The organism is Serratia sp. BNK-23 (assembly GCF_047456145.1).
Lineage (GTDB): Bacteria > Pseudomonadota > Gammaproteobacteria > Enterobacterales > Enterobacteriaceae > Serratia > Serratia nematodiphila.
Map to the genome: position 1 here is coordinate 168,137 of NZ_CP179900.1, position 12,376 is coordinate 180,512.

Consider the following 12,376-nt stretch of genomic DNA (forward strand, 5'->3'; position numbering starts at 1 on the left):
TGTTCTTTTATCATCTGATGTTATGGAGGCTTGCGAAACATGTTCCCTCAAGCATGGCAGGTGGGGCTGGATATACAAATCGACTGCGTGCGGGCGGTGGCGGCCCAACGGCGCCGCAACGGCTGGCAGTTGCGCCACTGGTGGCAGCAGGCGCTACCGCAGGCGGTTTTACGCGATGGCTGTCTGGAACCTTCCGAATTTCTTATCCGGGCGCTGCGGCAATGGCGCGTCCAACTGCCGCGACATATTTCCTTACGCATTGCCCTGCCGGCGCAGCGCGTGTTGCAGCAACGCATGGCGCAGCCGGACGCGCGGCTGCGCGAGCCGGAACGCAGCGACTATATCGGCGGCCACGGTGTGAAGCAGTTTCCGCTCGACGGCCAGACGCTGGCGCTCGACTATCGCACCGCGCCGGCGGATGAGGCGGCGCTGTTGCTGACCGCCGCGCGGCGGCAGGAGCTGCAGCAGTGGCTGCATTGTCTGCGTCAGGCTGGCCTGCATCCGCAAGCGGTCGATATCACCCCCTGCGCGCTGCGGATGATGGCGACGGCGGCAGGCGTGCCGCCCGCTGCGGGGCTGATGCACCGTCTCGAACGAGAATGGCTGTGGGTGGCGCCGGCCGACGGCGCGTTCGCCTTTGGTCTGGCGCCGGGCGACGATGACGCGCAGGCGCTGCGGGTGCTGCAAGCCCAGATGCCGGCGGGCGACGATCGGCCGATCTATGCCGGCAGCGTGCTGGCAGGTGCCTTGCCCGCCGGTTGCCTTGCCTGGTCGCCGCTCAGCGCCTTCACGCAGCTGCGTCCGCCGTTGCCTGCGCATCCTTCGGCGTTCGCGTTGGCCGGTGGCCTGGCGCTGCGCGAGGAGGATCGCTGATGTATCAGGTCAACTTTCTGCCCTGGCGACAACGCCGCGAGCGGCGACGCGGCTATTTCTGGTTGGGCGTGCTGCTGTTGCAGCTAACGGCACTGCTGCTGACGCTGTTCCTGGTCGCCGGCCAGTTGCGTCACCAACAGGCGCAGCGGCAGGCGCGGCTGGCGATGCTGGGTGAAGAGCTGGCGGCACTGACGTTGCTCGCCCGTCAGCAACAGCAAGAGCGGGCGCAGCGGGCGCTGCAGCGCGCCCGCGCCGAACGGCAGGCGAGCAATGCCCAACATAACCGGCGTTATTTTCAGCTGCTGCAGCAATTGTCCTCCAGCATTCCTCCACCGCTGTGGCTCACGGCGATGGAGAGTGATGCGGTGAACGGCCTGCGGCTGCGTGGATTGAGCCGCTCTCCTGCGGCCATCACGCAGTTCGAACGGCGGCTGGCGGGGATGCCTGCGTTGCCGCGGTTGCGTTTGGCTGAGGTGGCGCAACGCGACGACGGCCTGTACACCTTTCATCTGGCGGCGCAGTGGGGGCGTGATGGATAACCGTTTGTCCTCCGGGCTGCGCCTCTGGCTGAGCTTGCCGGGCTGGCTATTACTGCTGTCGCAAGGGTTGGGTATCGGCACGTTGGCGCTGTTGGGCGGCGGCTGGATGCTGCAAGACGAATGGCGTCAGCGGGAAAGCGCGGCGGAGCGGCAACAGCGCCTGCTGCAACAGATCGCCATGGTGCAACGCCAACTGGACGAGGTGCCGGAAACCGCTATCCCGGCGGCGCCGCTACCTCCGTCCACCACCGGCGATCTGGCGAGCGTGCTGCAACGGGCGGGAGGCGCGTTGTTGCGCTGGCAGCGGCAGGAAAAACCGCCGCGGCAAACGCTGAGCTTGCGCATTGACTACGCCGGTTTGCTGGCGCTGCTGGAGACGCTGCCCACCGATTTACGCCTTGAGCAGCTGAGCGTGGAGACGCCGTCCCTTGGCATGACGGCGCGGTTGGTTTTGCAGGATGCCACCGAGGATCAACCCAATGAGTAAAAGGCTCGGCCGTTGGTGGTGGTTGCTATGGCCATGGGCATTGTGCGCTGAGCCGCGCGACCCGTTTACGCCGCTGCCGATGCCTGCTTGTGCCCAAACGGAGGCGTCGCCGGCGGGCTGGCGACTGAAAGGCGTCATCGGGCAACCGACGCTGCGCTATGGCTGGGTGGTGACGCCGGCGGGGCAATGGTTGCGCCTGCGGCCGCAGCAACGGGTGCTGGCCGAGCGCTGGCAGGTGACGCAGGTGCAGGCGCGTAGCCTGACGTTAACGGCGCTGACGGCCGAACCAGATTGCCCGGCGAGCCAGGGCGACGTCTCGCTCATGATGGACAACAAGGATGGCAAACCATGAAAGGATGTGCTGGATTGGGCTTGGCGCTGTGGTGCCTGGCGCTCGGCACCGCGCAGGCGCAGGATAAACAGCGGGTTTCCCTGGAATTTCAGGATGCGCCGGTCACGGTCATCCTGCAGGCGTTGGCGGATTATCGGCAGATGAACCTGATCGCCGCGCCCGGCGTGAGCGGCAACCTGACGCTGCGGCTGGAGAATGTGCCCTGGCCGCAGGCGCTGGCGTTGACCCTGCGCATGGGCAAACTGGCGATGACGCGGGAAGGCAACGTGATACTGATCTCGCCGGAGCCGGACGCACAGGAAAAAAGGCAGCAGCGAGAGGCGTTGGCGCAGCGGCAACCGCTGCACAGCCTGACCTTGACGTTACAGAACGGCGATGCGGCGGAAATTGCCGAAAGCCTCAACGCCCAACGTGGCGCGTTGCTGAGCGAGCGTGGCAGCGTGTTGGCGGATAAACGCACCAATACGCTGCTGCTGCGCGACACCGCGCCAATCCTGACGCAGTTGAAAAAGCGGGTAACGGAAATGGACGCGCCGCTGGCGCAGGTGCAACTGGCGGCGCATATCGTGACCATCAACCGCGAAAGCCTGCGTGAGCTTGGCGTGCGTTGGGGGTTGGCGCCCGACGACAGGCCGGCGCGGCCGTTGCGGCCGGGCAATGTCGGTGTCAACCTGCCGCTGGAGCGCAGCGCGGTGAACGCCGGTTTCCATCTGGCGCGCATCAGCGGGCGTTTGCTGAGCCTGGAGCTGACGGCGCTGGAGCAGGAGAATCAGGTGGAGATCATCGCCAGTCCACGCCTGCTGACGGCGCACCTGCAAACCGCCAGTATCAAGCAGGGAACCGAGATCCCTTACGAAGTGTCAAGCGGCGCCAGCGGTGCGACTGCCATCGAGTTCAAAGAGGCGGTGCTGGGCATGGAGGTGACACCGAAAGTGTTGCCGGACGGGCGCATCACGCTGACGCTGCACATCAGCCAAAATATGCCGGGGCGCGCTATCAGCCGCGGGGCGGGTGAGGCACTGACCATCGATAAACAGGAGATTAAGACGCAGATCACGGTGAAAAACGGTGAAACCCTGGTGCTCGGCGGTATTTTTCAACGGCATAGCGGCAAGACGGCGGACAAGGTGCCGGGGTTGGGGGATGTGCCGTTATTGGGAGGCTTGTTCCGACAAAGCGGCGCACAACAGCAAAAACGCGAGCTGGTGATCTTCATTACGCCGACTCTGATTAAGGGATAAGCGGCGGCCTGTCGGCCGGGCGGCAAATCTCCTAAAGTTGATGAGCAGATACACTTTTTTATCTCCTTGGGGGGATCTGCGTTTGACGCTGCGGCCGATTTAGCTTACAAGGGTTACCGAATTGAGCACCGAGGTTTTTTGTTAGCGTCAAGACGCCGTTAAAAACATATGGTTTCCCTCCCGCGGCGTGGATTGCGATTTATTCGGTTGCCAAACTACCAAGAGTGTTGAGATAATTTTTCGTCTGATCTCGCACTATCGCTCATGAGGTTTCAGTTTAGGTCCCGCCGCTGATTTGATTGGCGGGGCGGGTTAACATTAACGAATTGTCTTAGTAATACCGAAAAACATGGCAGAGAAACGCAATATCTTTCTGGTTGGGCCTATGGGTGCCGGCAAAAGCACTATTGGCCGTCAGTTAGCTCAGCAACTCAATATGGAGTTCTTCGACTCCGATCAAGAAATTGAGCGACGTACCGGAGCTGACGTGGGCTGGGTATTCGACGTGGAAGGGGAAGAAGGTTTCCGCGATCGTGAAGAAAAAGTCATTAATGAACTGACGGAAAAACAAGGGATTGTGTTGGCGACCGGCGGCGGTTCGGTGAAGTCGCGCGAAACGCGCAACCGTCTGTCCGCGCGCGGTGTGGTGGTCTATCTGGAAACCACGATCGAGAAGCAGCTTGCTCGTACCCAGCGTGATAAAAAACGCCCGCTGCTGCAGGTCGATTCTCCGCCGCGTGAAGTGCTGGAAGCCTTGGCGAAAGAGCGCAATCCGTTGTATGAAGAGATTGCCGATGTCACCATCCGCACCGACGATCAGAGCGCTAAAGTGGTTGCCAACCAGATCATCAACATGCTGGAAAGCAACTGATTGCCGCTTTCCGCGTTCGCCGTCGGCCAATGCGGAAAACTGATTTGTGTTCCCCGCCGCAGCGGGGATCAACCACCGCCGCACCATACAGAGAACTGAGCGCGACATGGAGAGAATTACTGTAACGCTTGGGGAGCGCAGCTACCCGATTACCATCGCCGCCGGATTGTTTAACGATCCGGCTTCTTTTATGCCGTTGAAGGCGGGTGAGCAAGCGATGTTGGTCACCAACCAGACCCTGGCGCCGCTTTATCTTGAGCGTGTCCGGCAGGTGTTGGAGCAGGGCGGCGTCGTGGTGGATCAGGTGATCCTTCCCGATGGTGAGCAGTACAAATCTCTGGCGGTGTTGGAGCAGGTGTTTTCGGCGCTGCTGGAAAAACCGCACGGGCGCGATACCACGCTGATCGCCCTCGGCGGCGGCGTTGTCGGCGATCTGACCGGCTTTGCCGCCGCGTGCTACCAACGCGGCGTGCGCTTTATTCAGGTTCCCACCACGCTGTTGTCGCAGGTGGACTCTTCCGTGGGCGGCAAGACCGCCGTCAACCACCCGCTCGGCAAAAACATGATCGGCGCTTTCTATCAACCCGCTGCGGTGGTGGTTGATCTGGATTGCCTGAAAACCTTGCCGGCGCGTGAACTCTCTTCCGGCCTGGCAGAAGTCATCAAATACGGGATCATCCTCGATCGCGAGTTCTTCGTCTGGTTGGAAAACAACATCGATGCGCTGATGGCGCTGGATATGCAGGCGTTAGCCTACTGTATCCGCCGCTGCTGTGAGCTCAAGGCCGAGGTGGTGGCCGCCGACGAACGCGAAAGCGGCCTGCGCGCCTTGCTGAATCTGGGCCATACTTACGGCCACGCCATCGAAGCCGAAATGGGCTACGGCGTATGGCTGCACGGCGAAGCGGTGGCTGCGGGCATGGTGATGGCGGCGGAAACCGCGCACCGTCTCGGCCAGTTCTCCGTTGAAGATATCGAACGCATCAAAACGCTGCTGCTGCGCGCCGGCTTGCCGGTCTGCGGGCCGCAGGAAATGACGCCGGAATCCTATCTGCCGCACATGCTGCGCGACAAGAAAGTGCTGGCGGGTGAACTGCGCCTGGTGCTGCCGACCGCGATCGGTGCGGCGGAAGTGCGCGGAGGCGTAGGGCATGAGCTGGTGTTGGCGTCGATCGCCGCCTGCCTGCCTGAGCAGACGCGTAATTAAATCGGACTAAGTAACAGTGGCTTAGCCGCCATTTGCATCTATATTAATACAGTGAGCAGAGCACGACGGGTGTCGCTTTGCCATCATCGGGTTAATCTGCCCGTGCCACGGTAGGTCTACGGTGGTGGGCTTTTGCCTCTAGTTGGAGGGTTTCAGATGGACGAGTTTAAACCGGAAGACGATCTCAGACCTGATAGCAGCGATCGTCGCCCTACGCGCTCGCGCAAGCCGGCCGCAGCGCCGCGCTTCGCCGTTTCACGCCAACATTTGATGATTGGCATCGGCATTTTGGTGCTGCTGCTGCTGATTATCGGCATCGGTTCCGCCCTGAAGGCGCCGACCAAACATGAAGCGGCTCAGGAGAACGGCGCGCAAAACGGCGGAGCCCGCGATATCAACCTGTCCGGTTCTTCGTCGCTGACTACCGCCAACAACGGCGTGCCGGGCGGTACCACGGATACCCACGATAACAACGGCGTGAGCGCGACTCAGCCGCAGCAACCGCAGAACGTCAGCGTTCCGCCGATCTCCGGCACGCCGACCGAAGCGCAAACGCAGCCTCAGCAGGGCGGTGCGCAGCAGCGCGTCGATTTGCCGGGCAACATGGCGGATGCGTTGTCGCAGCAGCAGGGGCAGGTGGATGCGGCGACCCAAGGCATGACCGGCGCAGCGTCGACGTTGCCGACCGCACCGGCGACGGTGATGAGCGGCGCCGCAGCGCGCGAAGCGACGCGTCCTGTGCAGGGAACCGCGCCGCAACAGCATAAAACGCCGGCGAAAACTGCCGCCGCCAAACCGACCGCAACGCAGCATAAATCACCGACCACGGTGTATACGCCGCCGGCCAAGCCGTCTTCCACCGCGAAAGCGGGAGCGGTCGCCAGCAGCGGCAGCTCTGTGCAGTCTGCGCCGGGCAGCCACTATACCTTGCAGCTGAGCAGCGCTTCGCGTTCCGATACGCTGAACGCCTACGCCAAACAGCAGAAGCTGCAGAATTACCTGGTGTACGCCACCAAGCGTGACGGCAAGCCGTGGTACGTGCTGGTGAGCGGCAACTATGCTTCTTCTGCAGAAGCGAAGCGCGCCATTGCTTCGTTGCCGGCGGATGTGCAGGCGAAAAAACCATGGGTCCGACCTGTACACCAAGTGCAGCAAGATCTTAAAAAATAAATCATTTAAATTTGTGCGCTGATGTGCTGTCTGAAACAGAGTACAATCCGCCGCTCTGAATTGTATAAGTAGCTAATTGACGGCATGAAGAAAAACCGCGCTTTTTTAAAATGGGCTGGTGGAAAATACCCGCTGGTAGATGAGATTCGTCGCCATCTGCCGGCGGGAGACTGCTTAATCGAGCCCTTCGTGGGTGCGGGATCCGTCTTTCTGAATACGGATTACGACGCCTACATTCTCGCCGACATCAATAGCGATCTTATCAACCTGTATAACATCGTTAAGCTGCGCACGGATGACTTCGTGCGCGATGCCCGCACGCTTTTCGCCGATGAATTCAATAACTCGGATCAGTTTTACCTGCTGCGAGAAGAGTTCAATACTAGCACCGAGCCTTACCGCCGGGCGCTGCTGTTCCTGTATCTGAACCGTCACTGCTATAACGGCCTGTGCCGCTATAACCTGCGCGGCGAGTTCAATGTGCCGTTTGGCCGCTACAAGAAACCGTACTTCCCGGAAGAAGAGCTCTACTGGTTTGCCGAAAAATCGCGCAATGCCACTTTTGTCTGCGAGCATTACCGCGATACCATGGCGAAGGCCGTGGCCGGTGCCGTGGTGTATTGCGATCCGCCTTACGCGCCGCTGTCGGCGACGGCGAATTTCACCGCTTACCACACCAACAGCTTCAGCATCGCCGATCAGCAGAGTTTGGCGCATCTGGCGCACCAGCTCTCGGTAGAGAGCCAGGTACCGGTATTGATCTCCAATCACGATACCGAGCTGACGCGCGACTGGTACCAGCATGCTGCGCTGTATGTGGTGAAAGCGCGCCGCACGATCAGCCGCAATATTCTCGGCCGCAGCAAAGTGAACGAGCTTTTGGCGCTGTATCGCTAAGCCGGGGGCACCCCGGCGCATAACAACTCGACCCTACGTTTGGAGAAGCGGATGAAAAAGTTTTTGATTGCCCCGTCCATTCTGTCGGCAGATTTTGCCCGGTTAGGTGAAGATACCGCTAACGTGCTGGCCGCAGGCGGCGACGTGGTGCACTTCGACGTCATGGACAACCACTACGTGCCCAATCTGACCATCGGTCCGATGGTGTGCGAAGCGCTGCGCAACTACGGCATTACCGCGCCGATTGACGTGCATCTGATGGTCAAGCCGGTAGATCGCATCGTGCCAGATTTCGCCAAGGCCGGCGCGTCTTATATCTCTTTCCACCCCGAAGCTTCCGAACATGTCGATCGCACCATTCAGCTGATCAAAGAGCACGGTTGTAAGGCCGGCCTGGTGTTCAACCCGGCGACGCCGCTAAGCTACCTCGATTACGTGATGGATAAAATTGACGTGATCCTGCTGATGTCGGTCAACCCGGGCTTCGGCGGCCAGTCGTTTATCCACGGCACTCTGGACAAGCTGCGCCAGGTACGCAAACTGATCGACGACAGCGGTCGCGATATCCGCCTGGAAGTCGACGGCGGGGTGAAAGTGGATAACATCGCCGAAATCGCCGCCGCAGGCGCCGATATGTTCGTCGCCGGTTCCGCCATCTTTGGCCAGCCGGACTACCGCAAGGTGATTGACGAAATGCGCAGCGAGCTGGCGAAGGTTACCCATGGCTGATTTCGGCGCGATCCGCGCATTGGCCTTCGATCTGGACGGCACGCTGGTCGACAGCGCGCCGGGTCTGGCGGCCGCCATCGATATGGCGCTGGAAGAGACGGGCCTGCCGCAAGCGGGTGAGGAGCGGGTCGGCACCTGGATCGGCAACGGCGCCGACGTGCTGGTGCAGCGCGCGCTGCGTTGGGCGGAGGCGGAAGGCACGCCGGAGCAGTGCAGCCGGCTGCGTGAACGCTTCGACCATTTCTACGCGCAGACCGTCGACAGCGGCAGCCGTCTGTTCCCACAGGTGCAAGAGACGCTGGCCCGCCTGGCCGCGCACGGTTACCCGATGGCGCTGGTGACCAACAAGCCGACGCCGTTCGTGGCGCCGCTGCTGGCAGCGTTGGGCATTGGCGACTATTTCTCGCTGGTGATCGGCGGCGACGACGTGACGGAAAAGAAACCGCACCCGGCGCCGTTGTACCTGGTGCTCGGCAAGCTTGGCCTGCGCGCGCATGAACTGCTGTTCGTCGGCGACTCACGCAACGATATTCAAGCCGCTCAGGGCGCCGGTTGCCCGAGCGTCGGCTTTACCTACGGTTATAACTACGGTGAATCGATCGCCCTGAGCCACCCCGATCGGGTGTTGGAGCGCTTCGCCGATTTGTTGCCCGCTCTTGGGCTGTCATCTTTAGAGAATCAGGAAATTTAAACATGAGTAAGCCCATCGTATTTAGCGGCGCGCAGCCGTCCGGCGAACTGACCATCGGCAACTACATGGGTGCGCTGCGTCAGTGGGTGCAGATGCAGGACGACTACGACTGCATCTACTGCATCGTCGATCTGCATGCCATCACCGTGCGCCAGGACGCCGAGAAGCTGCGCAAGGCCACGCTGGATACGCTGGCGCTGTACCTGGCCTGCGGCATCGATCCGGAAAAAAGCACCATCTTCGTGCAGTCGCACGTGCCTGAGCACACGCAGCTGAGCTGGGTGCTGAACTGCTACACCTATTTCGGTGAACTGAGCCGCATGACGCAGTTCAAGGACAAATCCGCGCGCTACGCGGAGAACATCAACGCCGGGCTGTTCAGCTATCCGGTGCTGATGGCGGCGGATATCCTGCTGTATCAAACCAACCAGGTGCCGGTGGGCGAAGATCAGAAACAGCACCTGGAGCTGAGCCGCGACGTGGGCCAGCGTTTCAACGCGCTGTACGGCGACGTGTTCAAAGTGCCGGAGCCGTTTATTCCTAAATCCGGCGCGCGCGTGATGTCGCTGCAGGAGCCGACCAAGAAGATGTCCAAGTCGGACGACAACCGCAACAACGTGATCGGCCTGCTGGAAGATCCGAAAGCGGTGACCAAGAAGATCAAACGCGCAATGACCGACTCGGAAGAGCCGCCTGTCGTGCGTTACGACGTGGTCAACAAGGCGGGCGTCTCCAACCTGCTGGATATCCTCGCCGGCGTGACCGGCAAGAGCATTGCGCAGTTGGAAGCCGAGTTTGAAGGCCAGATGTACGGCCACCTGAAAGGCGCGGTGGCGGAAGCCGTCTCCGGCATGCTGGCTGAGCTGCAGGAGCGCTACCACCGCTTCCGCAACGACGAAGCCTATCTGCAGCAGGTGATGCGCGACGGCGCCGCCAAGGCCCGTGCACGCGCGCAGGAAACCCTGGCGAAGGTCTACCAGGCCGTCGGTTTCGTACCGCCGCAGGCGTAACGCCGGCGCAAATAAAAAAAGCGGCCTAAGGCCGCTTTTTTTACGTCGGTATTACGCCATTTGCGCCAGGCTGGCGGGCGATTCCTCGCAGGCGAACCAATTGAGCTTGCTGCGCAGGCTGACCACGCTGCCGACGATGATCAGGCTGGGGCTGGCGGCCTGCAGGGACAAGGCGCCCAGTTGGTGGAGCTCGCCTTCGATCACCCGCTGGCGGCAAGAGGTGCCGTTTTCCACCAGCGCCACCGGCGTGGCGGCCGGCAGTCCGTTCGCGATCAGCCGGCGCTGGATTTCCACCGCTTGCGACAGCCCCATATAGAACACCAGCGTCTGTTGCCCGGCGGCCAGCGTCGCCCAGTCCAATCCACCGTCGGCCTTGGCGTGGCCGGTCACCAGGCGGACGCTCTGCGCATGGTCGCGGTGGGTGAGCGGGATGCCGCTGTAGGCGGAACAGCCGGAGGCGGCGGTAATGCCCGGCACCACCGAGAACGGCACGTTGGCGTCCGCCAGCGTCTCCAGCTCTTCGCCGCCGCGGCCGAAGATAAAGGGATCGCCGCCCTTCAGCCGTACCACGCGTTTGCCTTGCAGCGCCTGCTGCAGCAGAATTTGGTTGATCTGTTCCTGTGGCACGCAGTGGTGCCCGGCGCGTTTGCCGACGAAGATGCGCTCGGCGTCGCGGCGCGCCAGCGCCATGATCTCTTCGGAGACCAGCCGGTCGTAAACCACCACGTCGGCCTGCTGGATCTGTTGCAGCCCTTTCAGCGTCAGCAAACCGGCATCGCCCGGCCCGGCGCCCACCAGTACCACTTCACCGCGATCTGCCGGCTGTTCGCTGAACAGCTGTTCGAGCTGGCGTTCGGCCAGCGCGGCGTCGCCGTTGGCCAGCGATTGCGCCAGCCGATCGTGAGCGAACAACCGTTCCCAGAAGCGACGGCGTGCGCCGAGGCCGCTGAAGCGTTGTTTTACCCGCTGCCGCAGCGAGCCGCCCAGCTGGGCCAGCTTGCCGAGGTGCTGCGGCAGCATCGCTTCCAGCTTCTCGCGCAGCAGTCGCGCCAACACCGGCGCTTTGCCGCCGGAGGACACCGCCACCATGATCGGCGAACGGTCGATAATCGACGGCATGATAAAGCTGGCGCGTTTCGGGTCGTCGACCACGTTGCAGAATACCCGCTGCTGGTTGGCGCATTGGTACACCCGCGCGTTGACCTCCAGCCGGTCAGTGGCGGCGATCACCAGCCATTTTTCCGCCAACAGGCTCGGGCTGAATTCGCCCTCGGCCAGCGTCACCAGGCCTTCTTCCGCCCATTGGCGGAACTGCGGGGTGAAGTCCAGGGCGTTGACGGTCAGCGCCGCGCCGGCGTCCAGCAGCAGGCGCGCTTTGCGTTCGGCGATTTCGCCGCCGCCGACCAGCAGGCAGGCTTTGTGTTGCAGTTGGCAGAAAATCGGCAGGTAATCCATCGGCACTCCTCGGGGTCATCAGGGTGGGGGCGAAAGGCGCCCCCGAAAACTCAGGCGGTCTGACGTGCGGCGGCTTTCGCCGCCTGCGGGCGTTCGGCGCGCGGCGTGGCGTACCAATACCCCAGGCCCATCAGCACCGAGCCGGACAGGATGTTGCCCAGCGTCACCCACAGCAGGTTGTGGCCGATGCCGGCGAGGGTGTAGGCCTCGCTGTGGTTGCCGAACCAGGAGAGGGCGAACAGCGTCATGTTGGCGACGGAGTGTTCGTAACCCGAGGCGATAAAGGCCAGCAGGCACCACCAAATGGCGATGAACCTGGCGGCGCCTTCAACGCGGATCGCCATCCAAATAGCCAGACAGACCAGCCAGTTGCACAGCACGCCCTTGAAGAACAGCACCTCGGCTGGCGCGGTGGTTTTCGCCAGCGCGGCGCTGTGCACCAGGCTGGTATCCACCGGCAGCAGGCTGCCGCCGCCGTAGTAATACATCAGCGCCACCAGCACCGAGCCGAGCAGGTTGCCGAGCCAGGTTTGCGGCAACACCGCCCACATCTGGCTCTGGCGGATGGTGCCGGCTTTGACGCCGAGCGTCAGGAACATCGTATGGCCGGTGAACAGCTCGGAACCGGCGATGATCACCAGCGTCAGCGCGATGCCGAAGGTGGCGCCCATCACCAGCGGCCGTATGCTTGGGTCGACCAGGTTGCCGAGGGTGAAGATCAGGATGATGCCGAGGCCGACGTAGGCGCCCGCCATCGCCGAACTGATCCAAAAGCCGAGCGGGCTCTCCTTCGCCAGGCGGACGATGCGCGCCGCGTTGGCGGCGCATTTGTTGATCGTATCGGTAAACATGTT

Annotated in this window: 14 protein-coding genes; 12 read left to right on the forward strand and 2 right to left on the reverse strand. The window is 62.1% G+C overall.

What is annotated here, in order from left to right:
* The first annotated feature begins 39 nt into the window (after positions 1 to 39).
* The 12 genes from pilM to trpS all read left to right on the forward strand — a co-directional run bounded on the left by pilM (position 40) and on the right by trpS (position 10,067).
* Positions 40 to 873 (forward strand): pilus assembly protein PilM, encoded by an 834-nt coding sequence (pilM, locus tag ACMGF9_RS00715; RefSeq protein WP_015379302.1) that lies wholly within the window; start codon positions 40 to 42, stop codon positions 871 to 873.
* Positions 873 to 1,412, forward strand: coding sequence for a PilN domain-containing protein (locus ACMGF9_RS00720; protein WP_015379301.1), 540 nt, complete (start codon positions 873 to 875; stop codon positions 1,410 to 1,412). Before pilM ends, ACMGF9_RS00720 begins: the two co-directional genes overlap by 1 nt.
* Positions 1,405 to 1,899 carry a hypothetical protein gene (locus ACMGF9_RS00725; RefSeq protein ID WP_015379300.1) on the forward strand — a complete coding sequence of 165 codons (495 nt, stop codon included), beginning with the start codon at positions 1,405 to 1,407 and terminating at the stop codon, positions 1,897 to 1,899. The genes ACMGF9_RS00720 and ACMGF9_RS00725 overlap by 8 nt, the downstream gene beginning before the upstream one ends.
* Positions 1,892 to 2,251 carry a HofP DNA utilization family protein gene (locus ACMGF9_RS00730; protein WP_075684668.1) on the forward strand — a complete coding sequence of 120 codons (360 nt, stop codon included), beginning with the start codon at positions 1,892 to 1,894 and terminating at the stop codon, positions 2,249 to 2,251. The genes ACMGF9_RS00725 and ACMGF9_RS00730 overlap by 8 nt, the downstream gene beginning before the upstream one ends.
* Positions 2,248 to 3,492, forward strand: a complete 1,245-nt coding sequence (gene hofQ / locus ACMGF9_RS00735; protein ID WP_015379298.1) for a DNA uptake porin HofQ — start codon at positions 2,248 to 2,250, stop codon at positions 3,490 to 3,492. Before ACMGF9_RS00730 ends, hofQ begins: the two co-directional genes overlap by 4 nt.
* A gap of 349 nt (positions 3,493 to 3,841) precedes the next feature.
* Entirely contained in the window at positions 3,842 to 4,363 is a 522-nt protein-coding gene (gene aroK / locus ACMGF9_RS00740) for a shikimate kinase AroK (RefSeq protein ID WP_004391482.1), read from the forward strand.
* Positions 4,364 to 4,469: 106 nt separating this feature from the next.
* Positions 4,470 to 5,570 (forward strand): 3-dehydroquinate synthase, encoded by a 1,101-nt coding sequence (aroB, locus tag ACMGF9_RS00745; protein ID WP_015379297.1) that lies wholly within the window; start codon positions 4,470 to 4,472, stop codon positions 5,568 to 5,570.
* Between the two features lie 156 nt (positions 5,571 to 5,726).
* On the forward strand, positions 5,727 to 6,740 hold the full coding sequence (locus tag ACMGF9_RS00750; RefSeq protein WP_021504768.1) for an SPOR domain-containing protein: 1,014 nt from the start codon (positions 5,727 to 5,729) through the stop codon (positions 6,738 to 6,740).
* Between the two features lie 84 nt (positions 6,741 to 6,824).
* Positions 6,825 to 7,637: an adenine-specific DNA-methyltransferase gene (dam, locus tag ACMGF9_RS00755; RefSeq protein WP_004930319.1), complete on the forward strand. Its 813-nt coding sequence runs from the start codon at positions 6,825 to 6,827 to the stop codon at positions 7,635 to 7,637.
* A 51-nt stretch (positions 7,638 to 7,688) separates the two neighbouring features.
* Entirely contained in the window at positions 7,689 to 8,366 is a 678-nt protein-coding gene (gene rpe, locus ACMGF9_RS00760; RefSeq protein ID WP_004930320.1) for a ribulose-phosphate 3-epimerase, read from the forward strand.
* Positions 8,359 to 9,057, forward strand: coding sequence for a phosphoglycolate phosphatase (locus ACMGF9_RS00765; protein ID WP_015379295.1), 699 nt, complete (start codon positions 8,359 to 8,361; stop codon positions 9,055 to 9,057). Before rpe ends, ACMGF9_RS00765 begins: the two co-directional genes overlap by 8 nt.
* Before the next feature lie 2 nt (positions 9,058 to 9,059).
* The gene (gene trpS / locus ACMGF9_RS00770) at positions 9,060 to 10,067 is read left to right on the forward strand and encodes a tryptophan--tRNA ligase (protein ID WP_004930324.1); all 1,008 of its coding nucleotides are present in this window, start codon (positions 9,060 to 9,062) and stop codon (positions 10,065 to 10,067) included.
* Between the two features lie 51 nt (positions 10,068 to 10,118).
* Here trpS and cysG read toward each other — a convergent pair whose 3' ends face one another.
* The gene (gene cysG / locus ACMGF9_RS00775) at positions 10,119 to 11,522 is read right to left on the reverse strand and encodes a siroheme synthase CysG (RefSeq protein ID WP_414160480.1); all 1,404 of its coding nucleotides are present in this window, start codon (positions 11,520 to 11,522) and stop codon (positions 10,119 to 10,121) included.
* Between the two features lie 50 nt (positions 11,523 to 11,572).
* A complete protein-coding gene (gene nirC, locus ACMGF9_RS00780) occupies positions 11,573 to 12,373 on the reverse strand; it encodes a nitrite transporter NirC (protein ID WP_021504771.1) in 801 nt (266 codons plus the stop codon).
* Positions 12,374 to 12,376: the final 3 nt, after the last annotated feature.